This is a genomic window from Pontibacter sp. Tf4 (assembly GCF_014212495.1).
Taxonomy (GTDB): Bacteria; Bacteroidota; Bacteroidia; order Cytophagales; family Hymenobacteraceae; genus Pontibacter.
The window spans coordinates 297,615-320,836 of record NZ_JACKZC010000001.1 but is presented as its reverse complement, the minus strand read 5'-3'; the positions used below and the strand labels follow the sequence as shown (position 1 = coordinate 320,836).

Genomic DNA, 23,222 nt, shown 5'->3' with positions numbered 1-23,222 from the left:
CTAATCAAAAACGATATTTTTACTACGTTCGCCGTTATGCTAATTCTGTTAAGGCGGATCAGGAGACGCAGCAAGAGCTGATCAGTTTAGCGAACCAGGTGCCCTTTGACGACCGTCCTAATACTAATGCAAGCCTTGATGATGTATCCATTGTGCTTGTGCAAGATCACTTACGAAAAGTAGGTAGCAGGTTAGTGCATTCTCTAACACAGTTAAACAAAGTTAATGTGTTTGAATAAATGCTACTCGTGGAAGGGCCATCAGAGCATCGGTTTCCTCGAAACGTGGCTTTGATGATGTTTCATGAACATCCTGAACAATTCTTTCCTGCTACTTGGGTGGATGTAGTATATTTTCCTAAAGGTGAGGCAGATCCAGAATTTACGGAATTCCCCAAGATAACCGGTCCTGTGCCTTCCATGATCCAGAAAACCTTAGACCTACTGCAGACGAACTTTCTCAGGGGAAAGATAATTAAGCAGCACGACCAACCTGAAGCTGTACGTGTTTGGAATTATCCTTATGCAGCTTTAGAAGAGGCGATAGTAAATGCCCTGTACCACCGGGATTACCAGGTTCGGGAACAAGTAGAGATTCGCATTACGCCTGCTTCTATTGTCATTCTTAATTACGGAGGTCCAGACCGTTCTATCCGACAAGAAGATTTAGAAAGTGGCAGGATCAGACCTAGGCGCTACCGCAACCGAAGACTGGGAGACTTCTTAAAAGAACTAGATCTTACTGAGGGTAGAGCTACTGGTATTCCTACTATCAAACGAACCCTAGAAATTAATGGATCTCCTGTTCCTTCTTTTCGAACAGATGATAACCATACTTTCTTTGAGGTAGAGATCTTTTGTCATCTTTCATTCCTAGTCGAAGACCTAGTCGGAACCGACCAAGATAACGACCAAGATAGGCTAGGAACTAAAACTAGAAGCGAGGTTCAAAAGGAGTTAGAGGACACACTTGAACAAGTACTAGGAGTTACAGAACAGAAGAAGCTAAGAAAGACCATAGCAGGAATTGGACTAGAGATAGTAAAGATACTAGCTTATGCGACTAGACCTGTTAAGCGAAAAGATATACTAGAGAAGGAGTTAGGTCTTTCTAATCATACTGATAATGTGAGAAGATACATTGAACCTTTACTTGAGTTCAAGCTATTAGATCGAACTGTGAAGGATAAGCTAAGCAGTCCGGCACAACAGTACTACACCACTAAGTTAGGATTAGAGATATTAAGTCACCTTTTCAGGAAAGGCTAATAATAAAGGTTAATGAAGCTGCTTTTCTAGAAAGCAGATCATCCATTTGAATGCTTGCTAGTATTTCAGGTAAAAATTAATTACGTAATATAGACTCATATTATATCTGTCTAACATAAGCAATGATTATAGGTTTTTCCATAAATAGAAAACCTCTATCTACGAATCTAACCTATTTAGGATTGTTGTTTTGGCTGAAGTCTAAAGCTGAACAGCTCCGCTAGTTCAATATCCAATCCGCGGGCAATCTGAAACAAAGTACTCAAGCGAGGATTAGTTCTGGCTGTCTCAATGCGGGCAATCTGACTGAGTACTAAGCCGGAACGATAAGAGAGTTCTTCCTGTGATACGCCCTTTGACTTACGCAACTGCTTCAGGTGCTCTGCAAAAAGGCGTAGCCCCTCCTCATCAAACAGCTCTTTTCTTTCCATCCATGAAAGGACTGGAAAAAGACAAACCTTTATTATAGCATATATGCTATAATAAAGGTTTGTTGCTTATATTTGGGGACCTTGAGTTAAATATAAAGTGTGTTTTAGAATTCAAGCTAAAGTTCTAAAGTACGATAACTTCGCTGGACCACCCAAACAGAGTGATCAAATGCAACCAGAATCATCTTCATCACAATTCGTTATAAGGCGAAGGGACTTCCTGCGCAGAGTGTACCACCTTGAAGTGCTGGGGAATGGCTATTTTCTAGAAGGATATGGGAACAATATGCGGATTTTTTTATGGGAAAAGACGCTGTGGAAACTTAACTCAGCAGAGGTATACACTAAATTGCAGATTCCATTATCAGATCCTGTTAACCAGATAGAAAACCTCAAGCACATGCTTTGTTTCTGTCCAGCTAGCATGAGGTGGAAGCACGCGCAGCGGGTACTGGTGAGTATTTCAAAACCGAATGATCCTACCCATGTAACGGCCAAAGTTCCACTGGCCCTAGATGAGCTTTTACTCTCTCATTCCACACGAACCTTCTGCCTAAACTTGGTGAGAGGCGCTTTTGCGGGAACTGGTTCTAAGATAGCCTTAGGCATAGGAGGCGCTGTATTTACGCCAGCCCATTTTAACCTGGCTCCAAAGATTTTTAAATTATATTTGGATCAACTTAGTAAGTACAACCTAGTAAAGTATGCTGTTTTTAACGAACAAGAGTATGCTATTAAGTTTGCTTTCAGCCTTGTGCACTTTGCTCCAACACATGCTCCTCACTTTTTTAAGGAGCTCTTTTTTGAACCTGCAGAGATCTGCTAAGTAATGCATATATGAGCATACTTTACCAAGCCGGTTCATATATGTAGGAAGCTTATGTTGGAAATGGAGTTTCTATTTAAATTACTTTACTTCTATAATTTCCAGTAATCTATGCTACACAAGCTTCCCGAAAGGAGAAGCTTTTTATGACAATGGTAATACACTGATTAGGTTTAGAAATCCAGCATGATCCAAGTATGAACCTAGTAGAATATTGCGCCTTATAAAAATGAGACTATAATTTAGTCAGCAAAATAGCATTCTTTATCGCACTTCTGTTTCTTTTTCACTGGCAAATCTCTTTAGTTATCCTAATCTATCTACCGTTATCTGTGCCGTCGGATTTTGCACATCTTAATTCATATGGTATCTTACTCATATCATATCATTGATTAAAAATGTGCTCTTAATTAGTGTAATCATGGTGATAGAAATGCTTATTAACATTTAGAGATTCCTTATTTCATTAACATTCCATCTTATAAGAAACGAAAAAACTAAGTTGTATTTGAAATCACTGTTTATATTATACCCCCTCACATAGAATTCTACTAAATCAACTATCAAGCTCAAACAGGCTGCGCGCAACTTTTGCAATTAATGCACTTAAATTTATTCTATTGATATAGTTGCATTATAAAATAAAGATTGCATATATTTGCTTTATGCAAAATATACATAGCAAAATCAAATCTATTCGACTAGCAAAAAATCTCAAACAAGAAGATATAGCTATAAAGCTAGGCATGAGTAAAGCTAATTATAGCAGAATTGAAAAAGGAGATATAACACTTTCACCTGAGAAGCTCGAAATTCTGCAGAGTGTTTTCAACATGACAAGTGAAGAAATACTCAACCATGAGACTGCACAAGAAAGATTGGGCTTACCAAACCATGGAGCCCTTGAGGAAATAGTAAAGCAACAGGCAGCTCAAATTGAACGCATGAAGTCAAATTCAGAAAATCTGCTAGAAGCTCTAATAAAACACTTTCAAAAGCCGATCACCTCATCGAAACTAGATAGCGGGAATGATATACCAAATGCTATAGCCTCTGTCTTTGCAATTGATGGAGTAGACTTCATATTGAACAAAGATAATATTGGAGAAGATCACCCTCTTTTAGCTGCTTATAAGCAATATAAGATCAGCCTCCTGGGATATGGCATCGGTCTATTTTTAGATGCTTTGATAAAAGAAACATCTAAAGGTTCACAGAAAAAGGACAAAGAATAACGCAACCCATCATATGAACAACAAAAGTGTTAGCCAACCTGCTTTCAAAGAAAGAAAACAAGGTCTAGTGAACTATAGCTTAAATTACCCTGAATCTAGTCTATTACCTCGTTTAAAGAAAGGCATCGTAACTCTTGATTTGCTAGAGTTAGAGAACTGTACATATGAAGAAATACTTTTGAAGAAATGGGCATTTCTACCAGAAGACAAAGAAACATCATTAAATACTAGCCAATATATATGGTTGAGAATTTTGGACAACCTAATCAGTTACAACTTCCCATCAAATATTTTGTACAACTTCAAGCTGTGGCTCTTTGCAGATATATTCCCGTCAGAGCACAGTTACCAAGAACTCGAACGAGATAGTATAGGCAACCCACTCAGAATTACATATAACATTGCAACAACGCCCACTTTGCTTGATTTTATTATAGGCACAGTTATAAGTAATAGAGAAGACTTACAAATATATTTTAATAAAGATGGGAGAATGGGATTCGTTGGCCGTTTTGTGCCTGTTGAAGAAGCCAAAAAAATTAATGGCTCTGTTTCATTCTCTGTACACGAAATTTTACTACAGCTTGTCGGTGATAAAAACTTACCGAACCTAACTTCTTATTCAACATTAGTTTCACAATCAGAAAATGAGGTTTTAAAATCGATGAGAACTAAAGAATGGGAGAGCATTCAAGTTGATAGAGCTGCAGCTGATAAAAACTTTAACTGGCTCTTAACTCTTAAGAAAAGTAAATCATCATCATTAGAGAAATATCATGAAACTATTGAAAGTTTACCAACATACCATAGTGCTCCAATGGTTTCTATAAAAAACAAAACAGTGTTTTACAATTATATTAAAAGGTTGCGATTTTAAAATAACAATTGCTGCCCAAATGACACCGTAGAAAGCGGGTCAAATAACTATCGGTACATACACTGCAGATAACAGGTACGTGCTAGACCAATTACTATTTTGAAACCTTTTAAGCAAAACCAGAAAAAACAAAAAACATCATCACCATTAACTGTAGAGAAACTTCGCACCTATCCTGGATTTGAAACTATTTCAGACGCAGAGGCTAATGAGCTAGTACAATCCTTATGGACGATCGCACAATGCGCAGTAAGAACCTTTAAAAGCTTGAGCAATGACTAACCTAGATCAATTCAGAAAATTTGCTAAATCAAAGGCAGCTAAAACAGCAGACATCAATAACCAAGATGCGGTCATCTACACCAGGGTATCTACCAAGGAACAGGCTGAAAACAACCAAAGCCTTACAACACAGAAGAAAGAATGCGAGCACCTGGCACTCACCAAAAAATTCCAAGTAGTTAAATACTTTGGAGGCACACATGAGAGCGCTAAAACTGACGAAAGAAAGCAATTCAAAGAAATGCTTTCTTTTGTACGCACTAAGAAAGTTCAAAACATTATTGTCTATAGCATCGATAGATTTTCCAGATCTGGAGCAGAGGCCATAAAGAATATAGAAGACCTACGTAAGGAAGGTATATACGTCCACTCTGTTTTGCAGAATGTAGACCCAACAGCTCTTAGCAGCTCTTTATACCAAAACATGTTTCTGTCTTTCGGGCAATATGAAAACCATCAGCGCCGACAGAAGACCATGGCTGGTACATTAGAGCGCCTTCTCCAGGGATTTTGGGTAACCCGAGCACCACTTGGCTTTACGCATACAACTGAAAATGGGGAGCAACGCATCGTTGTAAATGAAACTGGTAAACTGATTCGAAAAGCCTTTCTAATGAAAGCGAATGAAGGTTTAACAGATGTGCAGATTGCTGAACGTCTTGCTAAAATGGGCTTGAAGCTATCCAAACAGAAGCTATCTGCCATTTTTAGCAACCCGTTTTATTGTGGCTTGATTTCCCATTCGCTTTTAGATGGCAACATCATAGAAGGAAGGCAGGAAAGACTTGTTTCTAAGGAAATTTTTAAAAGAATAAACGAGAAACGAGCCAAAAATAACCGCGGCTTTAAGCATAAGACAACCGATGATGCATTGCCTCTAAAACGGTTTGTAAAGTGCGCTCACTGCGGCACCAGTATGACGGGGTACGAAGTTAAAAGCAAAGGCAAACACTACTACAAATGCAACAAAAAAGGCTGTGGCAGCAATAAGAGTGCAGAACATATGCACAAACAATTTGTAGACTTATTACATAGCTACGATTGCAATGAGTTAGCCCTTGCTCCCATTACAGACGCTATACATGGAACTTTAGAGGCAGTTTTTTCACAACAGGAGGACGAGCGAAAGGACATTCAAGCCTCCATCAAAGCATTAGAAGAAACGATTGAAAATGCCCAAGAGAAGCTATTTCTAGGTCAAATGGACCAGTCAATTTATGATAACTATAGCAGAAAGTACAAACAGAAATTAGATGAGCTTTACACAGAAGCAGCGAAATCTTCTTTAAAATTATCGAACTTAGAAAAGTCCATAGATGCTTGCTTGTCATTTGCCACAAATCTATCAGAATTGTGGCTTTTAGGGGATTTTCACACGAAACAGGTTGTACAAAAAGTCCTATTTCCAGCCGGAATAACTTACAGCACTAAAAAAGAGTATTATCGAACCGAAAGAACCAACACAATACTTCAACTAATTTACAGTATGTCAAGCAGTTACAGCACAAAAAACAAAAGACCGACCAGCAAAAAAGCTGATCGGTCTTACTGGGTAGCGGGAACAGGACTCGAACCTGTGACCTTTGGGTTATGAGCCCAACGAGCTACCAACTGCTCCATCCCGCACTGTTATTGTGTTACAAAAGTAGTACATCGGTGTATACTTTGCAAGTGGTTATACTTAAAAAGGGCAAAAAAAGTTAAAATTTGCTGGTTATCCCGAAGTGGATTTTAGAGTATTTGAGCGAAAGTGGCTGTTGCTCAGAGCACCCCACCGAATACACCAGCTGAAAAATTCCGGCACCGGTACTGAAACTTATACCGCCACCTACACCCGATGGCCAGCCACTGGCTTTCGATTTCTCCAACTCGCTGCGGTAATAGGCCTGGTCGTAGAACAAAAGCACATAGGAATCGGAGGCCGTGAACAGGCGGTATTCTATAGTCCCGATGGCGTAGGAGGAAGCATAAAAGAAGTAATCGTCGAAGCCGCGGATAGAGGTAAGGCCGCCCAGGCGGTACATGTCGTTCAGGAAAAGCTGGTCATTTAGCAGTGCTTCGCCCTGCAGCCTGGCCAGTAAGGCGCTGTTCTTACTCACCCGGAAAAAGTTCTCGGCGCGCAGGCTTATGCTTAACTGTGTAGTGCGCATGTCCAACGTGTCGTAAAAGCTTTTCTCCAGGTCGGGGTTACGCAGCAGGGTTTTGGTACCGGCAGCAAGGTCAAACTCTACTAAGCGGCCACTACGCGGGAAATAGAAATCATCGAGGTTATTCCAGATGTAGTTGAAGCCATAGGTGCTGGTGCGGGCATCGGCCAGGTCTAAATTACGCAGGCTTTGCGGATTAGCAGCGCCCAGAATACGGGAGTTGCGCCACTCGCCATACACACTAAACTTGCCATACTTTAAGGTATAATAGCCCAGTTGCAGACGCGGCTGGATGGTAATGAAGGAGGAATCCTGTTTCAGTAAACTAAAGCGTGTGCCCAGCTCGAACGGTGTACCAAACAGGTTAGGGTGCAGGTATTCGCCATTGAGTATAACTGAGCCTTTGTTGACGCGCCGCCACTGCAGCCCTATACTTTTGCCGGTTCCTTTTATGTTCCGGATGTTCAGGTTGGCTTCGCCGGTGATCAGCAGTTTGTCCTGGCGGGTCGGGTCGGGCAGGAAACCAACGATACCATCCACCTGGTTGGCCTGCCGGTCCTCCAGGAAATAAATAACCCGGGCTTTGTCGCGGGCAAAGCGCACTTGAGGCGGCCTTGTTATGCGTATGTAAGGCAAAGCAGTGAGCATGCGCTGGGTAGCTTCGATCTGTTCCTGGTTGTAAGGCTGCCCTGGTTGCAGCTGCAGGTAACGCATCAGAAACTTTGGTTTGGTTTTGCTGCCGCCCATTACCTGCACCGAGTCGTAGGTTACCACAAAGGCTTTTTCCACCATCAGGGCTGCATCAATCTTACCGTTTTCTATCTTTATCGTATCCAGCCACACACTGGCAAAAGGGTAGCCGTTGCGCTCGGCATAATCCAGTATGCGTTGCTGCAGCTTTACATACTCGGCAGGTTTAAAAGGCACATCGCGGTAAAACTTCTCCCGGAAACCAGACTCGATCAGAATTCCTTCGCTTAAATTACCGTTGCGCAGGCGGGCATACTCAAAGCGATTGCCGATGTACAGTTTCACGTGAAGCGTGTCGTTGCGCAGAAATAAACTATCCGCAGAAGTGAGCAGGTACGCATCCTGCTGCATCTGGTACACCAGCGCTTTTACTTCTTTAGCCGCCGTTACCGAATCGGGATGGGTGCTTTGGTAACTATAGCCGCGCAGACGGGGAGCATCCTGCGGCGTGGTGTGTAGCTTGAGTATCACTTTTGGCTGCGGCGCAACTGGTTGCGTCTGGGCCTGCGCAAACGGCAGCCACAAAAGCAAACACCAAACTACGGCAGCTATTTTATACATTTGTACTCTTACTAGTTGAATTGTTTGATGGCTAAATTGTTAAACTATAGTTGGTCATCATAATTGGTCATCCTAAAGGGAGCTATAGTTTAGCAACAAAGGTAACGGGTTCAACTGTACTTTAAGAACCACAAACTATAGTTTCCAGATCATCAACAATTTAACAATCTAACAATTTAGCAATTTAACCCGTGTCCGGCATCTACTTACATATTCCTTTCTGCAAACAGGCCTGCCATTACTGCGATTTTCACTTTAGCACCTCGATGGGGACGAAAGAGAAAACGATACAGGCCATTGCCCGCGAGCTGGAACTCAGAAAAGATTATTTGCAGGGCCAGGAAGTACGGACCATCTACTTTGGTGGCGGCACCCCTTCACTGCTCACCCAACCAGAACTCCAGCTTCTGCTACAAACTATAGATCGGCTGTTTATAGTTTCGGATAATGCGGAAATAACCCTGGAAGCCAACCCTGATGACCTGAAACCGGAGAAACTACAGGAACTGAAAGCCGCCGGCATCAACCGCTTAAGTATAGGTTTGCAATCGTTTCATGAGCCGCACCTGCAATTGATGAACCGCGCCCACAACGCTACCGAAAGTTTACAATGCGTGAAAGATGCGCAGGCTGCCGGTTTCGATAACATTACCGTGGACCTGATCTACGGCATCCCGGCACCGGATCACAGCATCTGGCTACAAGATTTAGAAACGCTTTTCTCGCTGAACGTGCAGCATGTTTCGTGCTACGCCCTAACTATTGAGCCTGACACGGCACTGGGCCGCTGGAGCAAGAAAGGCAAGTTCAAGCCATCGGAAGACGACTTTACGGCCCAGCAGTTCGAGATCCTGTTAGCGCAGATGGCGCAGCATGGCTTTGTGCAGTACGAGATCTCTAACTTCTGTAAACCAGGCTACGAATCGAAACACAACAGCAACTACTGGCGTGGCGTGCACTACCTGGGTGTGGGGCCGAGCGCGCACTCGTTTAACGGCCACAGCCGGCAGTACAATGTAGCCAATAACCGCAAGTACATCGATGCCATCGCGCAGCAAACGATACCTGCCGAAGTAGAAGAGCTAACTATAGCTGACCAGGCCAACGACTACCTGCTGACTACCCTCCGCACCACCTGGGGCTGCGACCTGGCAAAACTCCGCACCAACTATAGCTACGATGTGCTGGCAACACACCAACTATTCCTGCAGGAGCTACAGCAGAAAGAACTGGCAACTATACAAGATGATGTGCTATACCTGACCGACAAAGGCAAACTATTGGCCGACCAGATCACGCTGGATCTGATGACGGAATAGCTAAAATAATAATATAGTTTACACCTAATTTTGTTTGCTGCGTATGTTGGGACTACCGCATGATCCTCAATGCCCGAAAATAAATGCCGCAACTTATTACAGTCTTTCTTTCCGATGATTTTAAAATAGAAGCTGATGATGCGCTTTCTTACGTCAGGACGGAATGGCTGCGCCCTTTAACCGATGAGCAGTTTAAGACCGAAACCATGCGGGCCTACGATGTGATTGCAGCCCGGGCAGCTGAGCTGGTACTGGTAAACGCACAACAGGTATCGGTGCTTGGTCCCGAAACCAAAGACTGGCTCTCCAACACCTACTACAATTTATTTTCGCAAACACCGCTGCGCAGAATGGCACGCGTCATGCCCGATAACCTGTTCAAGAAGCTGGCACTGGCCTCGGTAGTAGCGCGGGCTGATGCTACGGGCTTGTTAAACTACGAGATCGAGGATTTTACTTCGGAAGAAGAAGCTTTGCGCTGGCTGTTGGAAGAATAGGATACCTATAGTTTCGGGATTTTCTGCTATACTTGTTAAAAAGCCCGCAAACCATGGAAGCCACCATTACCTACCACAACCAGACCTATAGTTTCAACCCGCTGCAGCCACTGGATATCTCGATGCCGCTGCACGACAGGCAACCACAGCCGGAGTGTTTCTGGGCAGAGCCGGTTCAGTTTGATGTGATCCGGGTAGGCGATTTTGTAGGCTCAGTAGCCAACGGTGGCAGTACCAACTATAAGCGCGTGCACCTTACGCCACACGGCAACGGTACCCACACCGAGTGCTACGGCCACATCTCCGCCGATGAGTATGCCACCATCCACAACTGCCTGAAACGCTTTTTATTTGTAGCCCAGCTCATAACTATAGCTCCGCAGAAACAGCAGAACGGCGACGAAGTAGTATTGCTGGACGATGTACGCGAACAACTACAGGGCATAAAATGTGAAGCCGTTATTCTCCGCACCTTACCTAACACCGACGATAAACTCACCCGCCATTACTCCGGCACCAACCCGCCATACTTAGAGCCAACTATAGGCCAGTATTTAGCCGAGAAAGGTGTACAGCACCTGCTCCTGGACCTGCCATCCGTAGACCGTGAACTGGACGAAGGCAAACTGCTGTGCCACCACGCTTTCTGGCAATACCCTAAAAATACCCGCTGCGGCGCTACTATAACCGAACTGATCTATGTACCCGACCATATCGCAGATGGCTTGTACCTGCTAAACTTACAGATAGCCAGCCTGCAGCTGGATGCCAGCCCGAGCAAGCCAGTACTCTATAGTTTGTCGCCGGTATTTCCGCAACTATAGCTATAGCTAAGTCAAAGCTTACTGCTTAACTATAGCCTGGCTGCCCACTAACTGATCACAGATATATTGCCCTATTGCCAGCGAAGATGTTGCCGCCGGCGAAGGCGCGTTACGCACATGAATAATGTTGCGGCGGTTCAGAATGTCGAAGTCATCGATGAGGTTACCGTTTCTGTCGCAGGCCTGCGCCCGTACGCCTGCTCCACCCGGCACCAGGTCCTGCTCCTGTACTTCGGGCATCAGTTTTTGCAACGCCTTAGTAAATGCCGCTTTAGACAAAGATCTGTACATCTCGCCCAAGCCGGTTTTGCCATATTTGGCTGCAATCTTCCAGAAGCCGGGCCAGGTTAACGTATCCTGTGTGTCTTTAAAGTTGAAATCGCTGAACGTATAGCCTTCGCGCTTAAAGGCCAGAACTGCATTCGGACCAGCCTCAATACCGCCTTGTATCATGCGTGTAAAGTGTACGCCCAGGAACGGGAAACTCGGGTCCGGCACCGGGTAAATAAGGTTACGCACCAGGTACTCTTTCTCCTCCCGCAGCTTATAGTACTCGCCCCTGAAAGGAATGATCCGCAGGTCATTTTCTTCTTCTGTCAGGTTGGCTACTCTGTCCGAGAAAAGGCCGCCGCAGCTTACCAGGCTGGCAGCGGTATAGGAGCCTTTCGTCGTCTCCACGTACACGGTGTCTTTTTCTGATCTGATCTTCACGACCTGTTCTCCGAAGGCTGCTTCTCCGCCATTCTGCTTAAACAGGCGCAGAAGTGTTGCAGCCATGGCCGGATAATCAATGATACCTGTTTGTGGCACATGAATGGCTTCTACACCGGCTACGTGCGGCTCATACTCCCGGATCTCATCCAGGCTTTTAAGTCTTTTCAGATCGGTAAGCCCGTTTTGTATGCCACGTTCGTAAATATCGTTCAGCTTAGGCAGCTCAGCAACCGAAGTCGCCACAATGATCTTTCCGCAGATATCATACGGAATGCCGTGTTCTTCGGCAAATTCGATGATGGAGTGATAGCCTGCAATACAGTTCCTGGCCTTCAGGCTGCCCGGCTTGTAATATATTCCGCTGTGAATAACACCGCTGTTGTGCCCCGACTGGTGCTGCGCGACGGTGGACTCTTTTTCGATAAGCAGTACTCTGTTATCAGGGTTTTGCTGCTTCAGGTGATAAGCTACGGAGAGACCTACCAAACCGGCTCCCACTACTATGGTATCGTATTTTTGTTCTGACATGTTAGGTTGTGTTACTGAAGAAATTTCAGGCTTGTTGGTTGCGCCTGCCTTGTACAGAGAAGGATACGAGAATTTAAATATTTACGACAATGAATTTTAAGAAATTCTGCCTGCTCAGGGGCAAAGCTGTTATAGCTGTTGCTTCGTTAATTGTTTATACTTCTGCAGGAAATAAAAAAAGCCGGAGCATACGCCCCGGCCTAAGGTAGTTTAGTTGTTTGTAAGAGTGTAGTGTTGTGTTCTAAAATAAGGCCTCCGCTACTTTGCGCACCGAATCTGACTTGCCCATTGAGTAATAATGCAGGCATGGCACCCCAAATTCCATCAGCTCTTTCGATTGTTTGATGGCCCACTCTACCCCCACCTGGGCAGCGGCTTTGTTATCCGGACAATCTTCTATGGCATCGGCCAGCTCACACGGCACTTCAATATGGAAAAGGCTCGGGAGTAAGGTAAGCTGGGTTTTGGTAGTCATTGGTTTCAGCCCCGGGATTATCGGCACGGTTATCCCTTCAGCACGGCAGCGGTTCACAAAGTCGAAGTACTTCTGGTTATCGAAAAACATTTGTGTTACAATGTAATCGGCGCCCAGTTCTATCTTCTTCTTCAGCCAGCGCAGGTCTGATTTCAGGTTTGGGGCTTCGAAGTGCTTCTCAGGGTAGCCGGCCACACCTATACAAAAGCCAGTACCGTTGTGGTAGGCCTGCTCATCATCCAGGTAAACACCGTTGTTCATGTTCACGACCTGTTCTATCAGCTCTGTTGCATAGTTATGGCCGCCGGGCTCTGCTACAAAGCGTTGCTCGCTCTTTACACAGTCACCGCGGAGTACCAGCACGTTATCAATGCCCAGGAAGTGCAGATCTATCAGGGCGTTCTCAGTCTCTTCCTTGTTAAAGCCCCCACAGATCAGGTGTGGCACCGTGTCTACTTTATAGTTGTTCTGGATGGCAGCACAAATACCTACTGTACCAGGGCGCTTGCGGGTCGTGATCTTCTCGAGTAAACCATTTTCGCGCTGTTTGTACACATATTCCTCACGGTGGTAAGTCACGTCGATAAACGGTGGCTTAAACTCCATCAACGGGTCGATGTGGCTGAACAGGGTTTTCATGTTTTCGCCCTTCAGCGGGGGAAGTATCTCAAAAGTGAACAGCGTTTTGCCATTCGCATTTTTGAAGTGGTCTGTTACTTTCAATTTAAACTTAAATTGTTAGATGGTTCAATTGTTAAATGGTTGGTTTAGCAGCACCGGCTCCAACCACCCCTAACCCCTCCTTATCCAAGGCGGGGAACTATTACTTACTACTCAACTTATGCAGCTGATAATTTGCTTTATCGCATTCCATAGCCTTCAGCTATAAAACTTGAAATGTAGCAAAACAACAGCAGGCTCCCCTCCTTGGATAAGGAGGGGTAGGGGTGGTCGGATTACACCACCTGCGCCAGCGGCTTTGGCTCATAGTTCAGGTTCGGAGATAACCAGCGCTCCAGTTCTTCTTTCGGCATGCCTTTGCGCTGTGCGATATCTGTCACCTGGTCTTCGCCGATCTTACCCAAACCAAAGTATTTCGATTCCGGGTGCGAGAAGTACAGCCCGCTTACCGATGCAGCCGGATACATGGCCAGATTCTCGGTTAGAATCACCCCTGATGTTCTGTCTGCATCCAGCAAATTAAACAAGGTTATCTTTTCGGTATGGTCGGGGCAACCCGGGTAACCTGGCGCCGGACGAATGCCTTTATAGTTCTCCTTGATCAGGTCTTCGTTGCTCAGGTTCTCACCCGGTGCGTAACCCCATAGTTCCGTGCGCACTTTAGCATGCATCAGTTCCGCGAAGGCTTCGGCCAGCCTGTCGGCCAGCGCTTTCACCATAATGGATTTATAATCGTCGTGCTCGGCTTCGTATTTCTCCAGCAACTTTTCAATACCAAAGCCAGCCGATACTACAAAGCCTCCGATATAATCCTTAACGCCGGTTTCCTTTGGAGCCAGAAAATCAGAAAAGGCCAGGTTTGGCACATTTGCTCCTTTCTTACCTTGTTGCCTTAACGTATGGAATTCCGTCAGCACGTTTTCACGTGAATCATCGGTGTAAACTTCAATCGTATCATCCGCTTCCACGTTGGCCGGGTAGAAACCAACTACAGCACGCGCTTCCAGTAACTGGTTATCAACAATCTCTTTTAGCATGGCCTGCGCATCGTTAAACAGCTTGGCAGCTTCCGTGCCTAATTCCGGATCGTTCAGAATCTTCGGGTATTGTCGCTTCAGCTCCCATGCATGGAAGAACGGTGTCCAGTCGATGTACGGCACAATTTCCGAAAGCGGGTAATTGGTGTATGTTTTGTTGCCGATGAAGCTCGGTTTAGTTGGCTGCGTAGTGTTCCAGTCTACCTGATACTTGTTGGCACGGGCTTCTTCTATAGTTGCGAAAGCACGATCCTTGGTACGGCCCAGGTGGTCTTCGCGTAGCTTTTCATATTCCGCTTTAATCTCGGCAATGTAAGCGTCACGCTCGCTGCTGAGCAAACTACTTACCACCGTTACGCTTCGCGAGGCATCGTGCACGTGCACTACCGGGCCACTATACTGCGGCGCGATCTTCACGGCTGTATGTACGCGTGATGTAGTAGCGCCACCTATCAGCAGCGGTATCTTCATGCCACGGCGCTCCATTTCCTGTGCCACGTACACCATTTCATCCAACGATGGCGTAATCAATCCGCTCAGACCAATGATATCTACTTTATGCGCTTCAGCTTCCGCCAGGATCTTGTCCAGCTGCACCATCACACCCAGATCGATCACTTCATAGTTGTTACAGGCCAGCACGACGCCTACAATGTTTTTACCAATGTCGTGCACGTCGCCTTTCACCGTCGCCATCAGTATAGTTCCGGCCGTTGATTTGGAGGTATCATTGGCCAGCTTTTCGGCTTCCATGAACGGCAACAAATACGCTACCGACTTCTTCATCACGCGGGCACTTTTTACTACCTGCGGCAAAAACATCTTACCGGCACCAAACAAATCACCCACTACGCCCATACCAGCCATCAGCGGACCTTCAATTACATCCAGGGTTTTAACTGCCTGCTGGCGCGCTTCTTCGGTATCTTCTTCTATGTAGTCAACTATACCTTTTACCAGAGAATGTTTCAGGCGCTCTTCCACAGAGGCATCGCGCCAGGCGGTGTCGGCCGCGGTGGCAGTTTTGCCTTTGCCTTTTATAGTTTCAGCATAGGTTACCAGTTTTTCTGTTGCGTCCGGATGGCGGTTAAAGATCACGTCTTCGATCAGGTCGCGCAGCTCTGTTGGTATCTCGCTGTACACACCCAGCATACCCGCATTTACAATACCCATGTCCATACCAGCCTGCACGGCATAGTATAAAAACACGGTATGCATCGCCTCACGCACCACATCGTTGCCACGGAACGAGAACGACAGGTTACTAACCCCGCCACTCACCAGGGCATGTGGCAGGTTTTCCTTAATCCATTTTACTACTTCGATATAATCTACTGCATAGTTGTTGTGCTCTTCTATGCCAGTGGCAATAGCCAGGATATTCGGGTCGAAAATGATGTCCTGCGGCGGGAAACCTACTTCATCTACCAAAATGCGGTAAGAGCGCTCACATATTTCTTTTCTGCGTTCCAGCGTATCAGCCTGGCCTGTTTCGTCAAAAGCCATTACCACCACGGCAGCACCGTACTGGCGTACCTTGCGGGCAAGTTTCTTAAAGGCTTCTTCGCCTTCTTTTAAGCTGATGGAGTTAACTATAGATTTACCCTGCACGCATTTCAAACCGGCTTCAATCACACTCCACTTCGAAGAGTCGATCATGATCGGCAGCTTGGCGATGTCAGGCTCAGAAGCGATCAGGTTCAGGAAGTTGGTCATGGCCTGCTCCGAGTCAAGCATACCTTCGTCCATGTTCACGTCTATGATCTGCGCGCCCCCTTCTACCTGCTGACGGGCAACGGCCAAGGCTTCTTCAAACTTTTCGCCAACTATAAGGCGGGCAAACATCTTAGAGCCGGTAACATTGGTGCGTTCACCAACATTCACAAAAAGGCTTTCGGGGGTTATAGTTAAAGGCTCGAGGCCGCTGTAGCGTGGGAGTGGGGCAACCGGGGTAGGAACGTGCGGTTTATACTTTCGCACTAAGTCTGCTATTACTTTAGTATGTACGGGCGTAGTGCCACAACAACCACCCAGTATGTTTACCAATCCTTCCTTCAGGTATTCTTCAACTATAGCACCCATTTGCTGGGCTGTTTCGTCGTAACCGCCAAAAGCATTTGGCAAGCCGGCATTCGGGTAAGCGCTGATAAAACAGTCTGAGATACGGGACAGCTCCTGAATGTGCGTCTTCAGCTGGCGCGCACCCAGGGCACAGTTAAAGCCAACGCTCAACAGAGGCGCATGCGAAATGGAATTCCAGAACGCTTCAACGGTTTGCCCGGACAAGGTACGGCCGCTGGCATCCGTTATAGTTCCGGAAACCATGATCGGCAGCTCTTTACCACCGTCATTTACAAATTCCTGAATAGCAAAAAGGGCTGCTTTACAGTTCAGTGTATCAAAAACGGTTTCTACTAACAGCAAGTCAGCACCGCCATCCACTAAACCACGCACCTGCTCATAATAAGCTTCTACCAGTTGGTCGAATGTTATGGCGCGGTAGCCCGGGTTGTTCACATCCGGAGAGAGCGAAGCCGTACGGTTAGTTGGCCCGATAGCGCCAGCCACAAAACGTTTATGTGAAGGATCTTTGGCTTCTATTTCATCAGCCGCCTCCCGCGCTAGCCTCGCCGACTCATAGTTGAGCTCATATACCAAGTGCTCCAGCTTATAGTCAGCCATGGCTATAGTTGTGCCGCTGAAGGTGTTGGTCTCGATGATGTCGGCACCGGCCTCCAGGTACTCTGTATGAATGGCTTTGATAATATCCGGACGCGTGATCGATAAAAGGTCGTTGTTACCTTTCAGGTCGGAGGGATGAGCCTTAAAGCGCTGGCCACGGAAATCAGCTTCCGAGAGCTGGTAACGCTGGATCATTGTGCCCATGGCGCCATCAAGGACCAGTACACGCTCTTTCAGTAAATTGTAAATGGGATGGTTGTTCTTCTTCATGTTGATATCCTTCTCTCGCTTGCGTTTTACTACCGCTCATCAAGAAAGGACACCCGAAGTGAAGGATGGACTATCTTATCTTTTCCGGATAGCATGCTTCCGGAAGGGAATTAGCACCAAGTTTGCCAAGGTTGCTAAGACGTCACAGGGCCCTTTCCCTCGGTCTTTCTTGATAAGAAGCTGCAAGTTATTACACTTATCCGCAAAAAGCGAATTTTTGTTGCATTAGAATATAACTATAGTTGTGATTTGAGACTATCCAATGGCCTTAAAACAGAAAAGGACACATTAAGTGTCCTTTTCCTAAAAAGAGTTTAATTGTATTAACTATAACTCCTTCTGCTTTATTATACGTAAGCCCCCGGCTATAGTTTATAGTTTGTTTTAAAATAAAAAAGGGATGCCATCGGGCATCCCTTTCAATTCTGTGCGGCAAGAATTAAGCCTCAGCTTCTACTCTTGGAATTACAGATACGTAAGAACGGTTTTTCTTACCTTTCTTGAATTCTACAACACCATCAACCAGAGCGAACAGGGTGTGGTCTTTGCCCATACCTACGTTTGCGCTTGGGTGGTGCGCTGTACCTCTTTGTCTTACAATGATGTTACCAGCGATGATATCCTGGCCACCATAAATCTTAACACCCAGTCGTTTTGAGTGCGACTCACGACCGTTGTTAGAACTACCAGCTCCTTTTTTGTGTGCCATTTTATTTTACTATTTACTCAGGCCGTGGCCCGAAATGGTTCTACGATAAATTTCCTCTTACTGCTTATCCAATGCTCTCGATCAGAACTTTGGTATAGTGAGAACGATGTCCTCTTGATTTTCTATACCCTTTTCTTCTCTTCTTCTTGAAAACACGGATTTTTTCGCCTTTCACGTTGCCAAGGATTTTACCAACCACTTTAACACCGCTTACGAAAGGAGCACCAAGGGTGATGTTTCCGTTATCGTCTGTAAGAAGAACATTGGCGAACTCAACGGCGTCACCTTCATTGCCGGAAAGCTTGTTAGCGTAGATGAACTTACCGCTCTCTACTTTGGTCTGTTGACCTGCGATTTCTACAATTGCGTACATCAGCTTCAATGTATGTTTAAAATTTAGTCTGCAAAAGTACGGCACTTATATCAAATATGCAAACACTTGTAATCTAAAATGTTCTGCAACTATAGCCATACTTGCGCACACTGTGGATAACGATGTTGAAATACCCGGACTAACTTTTTACACCTTGTTAAAAACACACCTAACACCTAACCATTCAATGCTTTAGAGGCCGCCCTGGAAAATTCTGTTTTCCACAAATCCACACCCGGCTTATAACAACGAGCAGAGTAACTGCAGCAACAAACCCTATTATTTGCACTTCTTCAGGGCAGGCACACGGCAAAAGGGGCTACCGCAGCGCCTGCACCCGCAAAACATTGCACTTAACAATTATTTGATATATTATTAACAATATATTGAACAAAAGATATAGTAAAATAACTATGTTGATAACGGTGTTGATTTTAGCGCAATCAATTAATATTCAGAAGGTTAAATATTTGTGCATAAATTGAACAACTTTAACCAGCTGTTTCAAGTTCATTTGTCTATATTTGAACTCACGATATTACCCGGACCGGATTTAACGGCCATCAAAACAAAAGTATTCACGGGGTGTTTTCTAAGCTGATCAACGGATCGCTTACCCCTTCAACCAATAAAACACTTAGTATATTATGGAGCCAATACTGAAAGAGAATCCTAACCGCTTTGTACTGTTCCCCATTCAGCACGACGAGGTTTGGCAGATGTATAAAAAAGCAGAAGCCAGCTTCTGGACCGCTGAGGAGATAGACCTGAGCCAGGACCTGAAAGACTGGGAGAACCTGAACGACGGCGAGCGTCACTTCATCAGCCACGTACTGGCATTCTTTGCCGCATCGGATGGTATCGTGAACGAGAACCTGGCTGTTAACTTCATGAACGAGGTACAGATTCCGGAAGCGCGTTGTTTTTATGGTTTCCAGATCATGATGGAGAACATCCACGCCGAGACCTATTCGCTCCTTATAGATACCTATGTAAAGAAGCAAAGCGAAAAAGATTTCCTGTTCAACGCACTGGAGAATGTGCCTGCCGTTAAGAAAAAAGGCGAGTGGGCGCTTAAGTGGATCGAGAGTGAAAACTTTACCGAGCGCTTAATTGCTTTTGCAGCTGTAGAAGGCATCTTCTTCTCCGGTTCTTTCTGCTCTATCTTCTGGATGAAGAAGCGTGGCTTAATGCCGGGCTTAACCTTCTCTAACGAGCTGATCAGCCGCGACGAAGGCCTGCACTGCGATTTTGCCTGCCTGCTATACTCTATGCTGGTAAACAAGCTGCCACAGGAGCGCGTGCACGAGATCATCCGTGATGCGGTAACTATAGAACAGGAATTTGTAACTGACGCGCTGCCGGTTGACCTGATCGGGATGAATGCCAAACTGATGAGCCAGTACATTGAGTTCGTAGCCGACAGACTGCTTGTTTCGCTTGGCTATGCGAAGATCTACAACGCCACCAACCCATTCGACTTTATGGAAATGATCTCGCTGCAGGGCAAGACCAACTTCTTCGAGAAGCGTGTAGGCGAGTACCAGAAAGCCGGCGTACTGGGCGACAAAGACAAAAATGTTTTTTCGCTGGACGAAGACTTTTAATAATATCAGAACTTCTCTATATTTAAGTGGCAAAGGCAGCGAGCACTCCTGCCGCCACTTAACTATACTTTCTTTACCTAACCGGGCAGTAGCTGAAGAGTAGAGGCGACCGCAAACCTGGGCCGGTACCAAAGGCCATAGCGCCACCAGGGGAATGCCATCCCCGCTATATAGTAAAGGCATTTTGCTTTACTTACAATCTATTGTACTACAACGGCTTATACCTATCCGCGTATGAGCTGGCAGTACCTTACACATTAAAATTTCAGCTTGTGGCACTGGCGCAGGCAAACCAAATATATCAGTTAAAAACCCGGGCCCTTTAATCCCGCTAATTGTATACCTTATGTTAGTAGTTAAACGAGACGGCCGGCGCGAATCCGTTAAATTCGACAAGATCACAGCCCGAATAGAGAAGCTGTGCTATGGCTTACATGCTGATTATGTATCGCCGATTGAGGTTGCCAAAAAGGTAATTGATGGCATTTATGATGGTGTAACCACTGTAGAGCTGGATAACCTGGCTGCTGAAACAGCGGCTTCGCTTACCACCAAGCACCCGGACTACGCAGTATTAGCAGCACGTATTGCTATCTCAAACCTGCACAAGGTTACCAGCAAATCGTTCTCCAATACCATGAAGCGCCTGTATACCTACACCGACCCTAAAACCGGTGAGAATGCATCGCTGCTGGCCAAAGATGTGTATGAGATCATCCGTAAGCACGCCGCTACCCTGGACTCAACTATAATCTACGACCGCGACTATAACTACGACTACTTCGGTTATAAAACGCTGGAGCGCTCGTACCTGCTGCGCCTGGATGGTAAGATCGTGGAGCGCCCGCAGCACATGCTGATGCGTGTAGCCGTTGGTATTCACAAAGAAGATATCGAGTCTGCTATCGAGACATACAACCTGATGTCGGAGAAGTGGTTTACGCATGCTACGCCTACATTATTTAACGCTGGTACGCCAAAGCCACAGCTATCTTCGTGCTTCCTGCTGACCATGAAAGACGACAGCATTCCGGGCATTTACGATACCCTGAAGCAGTGTGCGCAGATTTCGCAGAGCGCCGGAGGTATTGGCCTGAGCATCCATAATGTGCGTGCTACGGGTTCTTACATTAAAGGCACCAACGGTACATCCAACGGTATTATCCCGATGCTGAAGGTGTTTAACGACACAGCCCGTTACGTAGACCAGGGCGGAGGCAAGCGCAAAGGTGCTTTCGCGATTTACCTGGAGCCGTGGCATGCCGATATCTTCGAATTCCTGGAACTGAAGAAGAACCACGGAAAAGAGGAAAACCGCGCCCGCGACCTGTTCTACGCTCTCTGGACACCAGACCTGTTTATGAAGCGCGTGGAAGAGAACGGCGATTGGAGCCTGTTTTGCCCGAACGAAGCGCCTGGCCTGGCCGAGTGCTGGGGTAAAGACTTTGAGCGCCTCTACGAAAAGTACGAGCGCGAAGGCCGTGCCCGCAAAACAGTGAAAGCGCAGGACCTGTGGTTCCATATCCTGGAGTCGCAGATAGAGACCGGTACGCCATACATGCTATATAAAGATGCGGCCAACAGCAAGAGCAACCAGCAGAACCTTGGAACTATAAAAAGCTCGAACCTGTGCACCGAAATTATGGAGTACACCGACGAGAACGAAGTTGCTGTTTGTAACCTGGCATCGCTGGCCCTGCCACGCTATGTAAAAGAGAACGGCAACCATAAGATATTCGACCACCAGAAGCTGTTTGATGTAACCTACCACGTTACCAAGAACCTGAACAAGGTGATTGATATTAACTACTACCCGGTAGAAGAGGCGCGTAACTCCAACATGCGCCACAGGCCAATTGGTTTGGGTGTGCAGGGCTTAGCCGATACGTTTATTGCGCTACGCATGCCATTCGAGAGCGAAGAAGCCAAGCGCCTGAACGAAGACATCTTCGAGACGATCTACTTTGCTGCCATGACGGCCTCTAAAGACCTGGCGAAGAAACAGGGTGCTTATGAAACATTCCCGGGCTCTCCGCTATCAAAAGGTCAGTTCCAGTTCGATATGTGGGGCGTAACGCCTAAGTCGGGCCGCTGGGATTGGGAGGAGCTGCGCAAAGAAGTAATGGAGCATGGTGTTCGTAACTCGTTGCTGTTAGCGCCAATGCCAACCGCCTCTACGGCACAGATCCTGGGTAACAACGAATCGTTTGAGCCTTATACGTCCAACATTTACCTGCGCCGCGTACTGAGTGGCGAGTTTATGGTGGTGAACAAGCACCTGCTGAAAGACCTGATCGCGCTTGGCCTGTGGAATGATAACATGAAGAATGCGATTATTGCTGCCAACGGTTCGGTACAGGATATCCCGAACATTCCGCAGAACATCAAGGATCTGTATAAAACGGTTTGGGAGATCAGCCAGCGCACGGTAATTGATATGAGTGCTGACCGTGGTGCATACATCTGCCAGAGCCAGTCGCTGAACCTACACGTAATGAACGTGAACTTCGGTAAACTGACTTCAATGCACTTCCATGCGTGGAAGCGCGGCCTGAAAACAGGTATGTACTACCTGCGCACCAAAGCCGCTGTAGATGCCATTAAGTTTACCGTAGAGAAACAAGCCGCCGAAACCCTATCGCCGGTTTACAACCAAGACCAGAACCGCAGCGACATGGCCTGCAGCCTGGACAACCCGGACGCTTGCGAAGCTTGCGGATCGTAAAGTTTGAAACTATAACTATAGAAAGGGGAGCTGAGAGGCTTCCCTTTTTGTTTTGCATAACAAACTATAGTTTCCGATTATATCTGCCGTCCCGCCGTTGTTGGTGTTTTCACCAACAACCACTTTGGGTCTTCCTATAGTTATAGCCTGTCTTTTATAGATAAGGTGTGTTGTCTATTGTTTCTTATATAGCTTCGTATCTATAGTATAGTTGTTGGTGAAAACACCAACAACGGCGGAGGGAAAGGGTAAACAGAAGAGTAAAGATCGAGCTACCTTAAAAGACGCCTATAGCCTCTCTATGCAACATCAGAATATCCTCAGCAGTATGACCGCACATGCATGAACAGGAGCATATCGCCTTTTTTACAGCTACTATCCTGGAGTGGAAGCACTTACTAAAG

Annotated in this window: 17 protein-coding genes, 1 tRNA gene and 1 riboswitch; of the genes, 10 read left to right on the top strand and 8 right to left on the bottom strand. The window is 46.0% G+C overall.

Annotation, left to right across the window (positions count from 1 at the left end; translation table 11 throughout):
- Positions 1–293 precede the first annotated feature (293 nt).
- A complete protein-coding gene (locus H7F15_RS01395; protein ID WP_185195155.1) occupies positions 294–1,268 on the top strand; it encodes an ATP-binding protein in 975 nt (324 codons plus the stop codon).
- Between the two features lie 176 nt (positions 1,269–1,444).
- Here the strand turns inward: H7F15_RS01395 and H7F15_RS01390 are convergent, their stop codons facing one another.
- The gene (locus tag H7F15_RS01390) at positions 1,445–1,699 is read right to left on the bottom strand and encodes a helix-turn-helix domain-containing protein (protein WP_185195154.1); all 255 of its coding nucleotides are present in this window, start codon (positions 1,697–1,699) and stop codon (positions 1,445–1,447) included.
- Positions 1,700–1,868: 169 nt separating this feature from the next.
- Between H7F15_RS01390 and H7F15_RS01385 the strand changes: the two genes are divergently transcribed.
- The 4 genes from H7F15_RS01385 to H7F15_RS19610 all read left to right on the top strand — a co-directional run bounded on the left by H7F15_RS01385 (position 1,869) and on the right by H7F15_RS19610 (position 6,513).
- Complete coding sequence (locus H7F15_RS01385) at positions 1,869–2,525, top strand: hypothetical protein (protein ID WP_185195153.1); 657 nt, start codon at positions 1,869–1,871, stop codon at positions 2,523–2,525.
- A gap of 665 nt (positions 2,526–3,190) precedes the next feature.
- A complete protein-coding gene (locus H7F15_RS01380) occupies positions 3,191–3,760 on the top strand; it encodes a helix-turn-helix domain-containing protein (protein WP_185195152.1) in 570 nt (189 codons plus the stop codon).
- Between the two features lie 13 nt (positions 3,761–3,773).
- Positions 3,774–4,637, top strand: coding sequence for a hypothetical protein (locus tag H7F15_RS01375; protein WP_185195151.1), 864 nt, complete (start codon positions 3,774–3,776; stop codon positions 4,635–4,637).
- Positions 4,638–4,911: 274 nt separating this feature from the next.
- Entirely contained in the window at positions 4,912–6,513 is a 1,602-nt protein-coding gene (locus H7F15_RS19610; protein WP_370523373.1) for a recombinase family protein, read from the top strand.
- On the opposite strand, the gene H7F15_RS01360 is transcribed toward H7F15_RS19610, so the two are convergent.
- Both H7F15_RS01360 and H7F15_RS01355 read right to left on the bottom strand, forming a co-directional pair.
- Positions 6,469–6,545 (bottom strand) — tRNA-Met (locus H7F15_RS01360). The genes H7F15_RS19610 and H7F15_RS01360 overlap by 45 nt on opposite strands.
- Positions 6,546–6,619: 74 nt before the next feature.
- Positions 6,620–8,377 (bottom strand): BamA/TamA family outer membrane protein, encoded by a 1,758-nt coding sequence (locus H7F15_RS01355; RefSeq protein ID WP_185195150.1) that lies wholly within the window; start codon positions 8,375–8,377, stop codon positions 6,620–6,622.
- Between the two features lie 191 nt (positions 8,378–8,568).
- Here H7F15_RS01355 and hemW point away from each other — a divergent pair, with 191 nt between their 5' ends.
- The 3 genes from hemW (at position 8,569) to H7F15_RS01340 (ending at position 11,017) form a co-directional block, all read left to right on the top strand.
- Positions 8,569–9,696, top strand: a complete 1,128-nt coding sequence (gene hemW / locus H7F15_RS01350; protein ID WP_185195149.1) for a radical SAM family heme chaperone HemW — start codon at positions 8,569–8,571, stop codon at positions 9,694–9,696.
- Between the two features lie 83 nt (positions 9,697–9,779).
- Positions 9,780–10,193: a hypothetical protein gene (locus H7F15_RS01345; protein ID WP_185195148.1), complete on the top strand. Its 414-nt coding sequence runs from the start codon at positions 9,780–9,782 to the stop codon at positions 10,191–10,193.
- Between the two features lie 53 nt (positions 10,194–10,246).
- Entirely contained in the window at positions 10,247–11,017 is a 771-nt protein-coding gene (locus H7F15_RS01340) for a cyclase family protein (protein WP_185195147.1), read from the top strand.
- Positions 11,018–11,035: 18 nt separating this feature from the next.
- On the opposite strand, the gene lhgO is transcribed toward H7F15_RS01340, so the two are convergent.
- The 5 genes from lhgO to rplU all read right to left on the bottom strand — a co-directional run bounded on the left by lhgO (position 11,036) and on the right by rplU (position 18,486).
- On the bottom strand, positions 11,036–12,259 hold the full coding sequence (gene lhgO, locus H7F15_RS01335; protein ID WP_185195146.1) for an L-2-hydroxyglutarate oxidase: 1,224 nt from the start codon (positions 12,257–12,259) through the stop codon (positions 11,036–11,038).
- A 241-nt stretch (positions 12,260–12,500) separates the two neighbouring features.
- Positions 12,501–13,457: a methylenetetrahydrofolate reductase [NAD(P)H] gene (gene metF / locus H7F15_RS01330; RefSeq protein WP_185195145.1), complete on the bottom strand. Its 957-nt coding sequence runs from the start codon at positions 13,455–13,457 to the stop codon at positions 12,501–12,503.
- Between the two features lie 233 nt (positions 13,458–13,690).
- On the bottom strand, positions 13,691–17,404 hold the full coding sequence (metH, locus tag H7F15_RS01325; protein WP_185195144.1) for a methionine synthase: 3,714 nt from the start codon (positions 17,402–17,404) through the stop codon (positions 13,691–13,693).
- A gap of 72 nt (positions 17,405–17,476) precedes the next feature.
- A riboswitch (SAM riboswitch) is annotated at positions 17,477–17,583 on the bottom strand.
- A gap of 260 nt (positions 17,584–17,843) precedes the next feature.
- Positions 17,844–18,113, bottom strand: coding sequence for a 50S ribosomal protein L27 (gene rpmA, locus H7F15_RS01320; RefSeq protein WP_185195143.1), 270 nt, complete (start codon positions 18,111–18,113; stop codon positions 17,844–17,846).
- Positions 18,114–18,177: 64 nt separating this feature from the next.
- Positions 18,178–18,486, bottom strand: a complete 309-nt coding sequence (rplU, locus tag H7F15_RS01315; protein ID WP_185195142.1) for a 50S ribosomal protein L21 — start codon at positions 18,484–18,486, stop codon at positions 18,178–18,180.
- A 647-nt stretch (positions 18,487–19,133) separates the two neighbouring features.
- On the opposite strand from rplU, the gene H7F15_RS01310 reads away from it, so the two are divergent.
- A complete protein-coding gene (locus H7F15_RS01310) occupies positions 19,134–20,093 on the top strand; it encodes a ribonucleoside-diphosphate reductase small subunit (protein WP_185195141.1) in 960 nt (319 codons plus the stop codon).
- A gap of 346 nt (positions 20,094–20,439) precedes the next feature.
- The gene (locus tag H7F15_RS01305; RefSeq protein WP_185195140.1) at positions 20,440–22,818 is read left to right on the top strand and encodes a ribonucleoside-diphosphate reductase subunit alpha; all 2,379 of its coding nucleotides are present in this window, start codon (positions 20,440–20,442) and stop codon (positions 22,816–22,818) included.
- Positions 22,819–23,222 lie beyond the last annotated feature (404 nt).

What these genes read in the sequence shown, in the direction of transcription:
- H7F15_RS01395 (WP_185195155.1), top strand. Translation starts at nt 294, where the DNA reads ATGATGTTTCATGAACATCCTGAACAATTCTTTCCTGCTACTTGGGTG.
- H7F15_RS01390 (WP_185195154.1), bottom strand. Translation starts at nt 1,699, where the DNA reads ATGGAAAGAAAAGAGCTGTTTGATGAGGAGGGGCTACGCCTTTTTGCA.
- H7F15_RS01385 (WP_185195153.1), top strand. Translation starts at nt 1,869, where the DNA reads ATGCAACCAGAATCATCTTCATCACAATTCGTTATAAGGCGAAGGGAC.
- H7F15_RS01380 (WP_185195152.1), top strand. Translation starts at nt 3,191, where the DNA reads ATGCAAAATATACATAGCAAAATCAAATCTATTCGACTAGCAAAAAAT.
- H7F15_RS01375 (WP_185195151.1), top strand. Translation starts at nt 3,774, where the DNA reads ATGAACAACAAAAGTGTTAGCCAACCTGCTTTCAAAGAAAGAAAACAA.
- H7F15_RS19610 (WP_370523373.1), top strand. Translation starts at nt 4,912, where the DNA reads ATGACTAACCTAGATCAATTCAGAAAATTTGCTAAATCAAAGGCAGCT.
- H7F15_RS01355 (WP_185195150.1), bottom strand. Translation starts at nt 8,377, where the DNA reads ATGTATAAAATAGCTGCCGTAGTTTGGTGTTTGCTTTTGTGGCTGCCG.
- H7F15_RS01345 (WP_185195148.1), top strand. Translation starts at nt 9,780, where the DNA reads ATGCCGCAACTTATTACAGTCTTTCTTTCCGATGATTTTAAAATAGAA.
- H7F15_RS01340 (WP_185195147.1), top strand. Translation starts at nt 10,247, where the DNA reads ATGGAAGCCACCATTACCTACCACAACCAGACCTATAGTTTCAACCCG.
- lhgO (WP_185195146.1), bottom strand. Translation starts at nt 12,259, where the DNA reads ATGTCAGAACAAAAATACGATACCATAGTAGTGGGAGCCGGTTTGGTA.
- metH (WP_185195144.1), bottom strand. Translation starts at nt 17,404, where the DNA reads ATGAAGAAGAACAACCATCCCATTTACAATTTACTGAAAGAGCGTGTA.
- rpmA (WP_185195143.1), bottom strand. Translation starts at nt 18,113, where the DNA reads ATGGCACACAAAAAAGGAGCTGGTAGTTCTAACAACGGTCGTGAGTCG.
- rplU (WP_185195142.1), bottom strand. Translation starts at nt 18,486, where the DNA reads ATGTACGCAATTGTAGAAATCGCAGGTCAACAGACCAAAGTAGAGAGC.
- H7F15_RS01310 (WP_185195141.1), top strand. Translation starts at nt 19,134, where the DNA reads ATGGAGCCAATACTGAAAGAGAATCCTAACCGCTTTGTACTGTTCCCC.
- H7F15_RS01305 (WP_185195140.1), top strand. Translation starts at nt 20,440, where the DNA reads ATGTTAGTAGTTAAACGAGACGGCCGGCGCGAATCCGTTAAATTCGAC.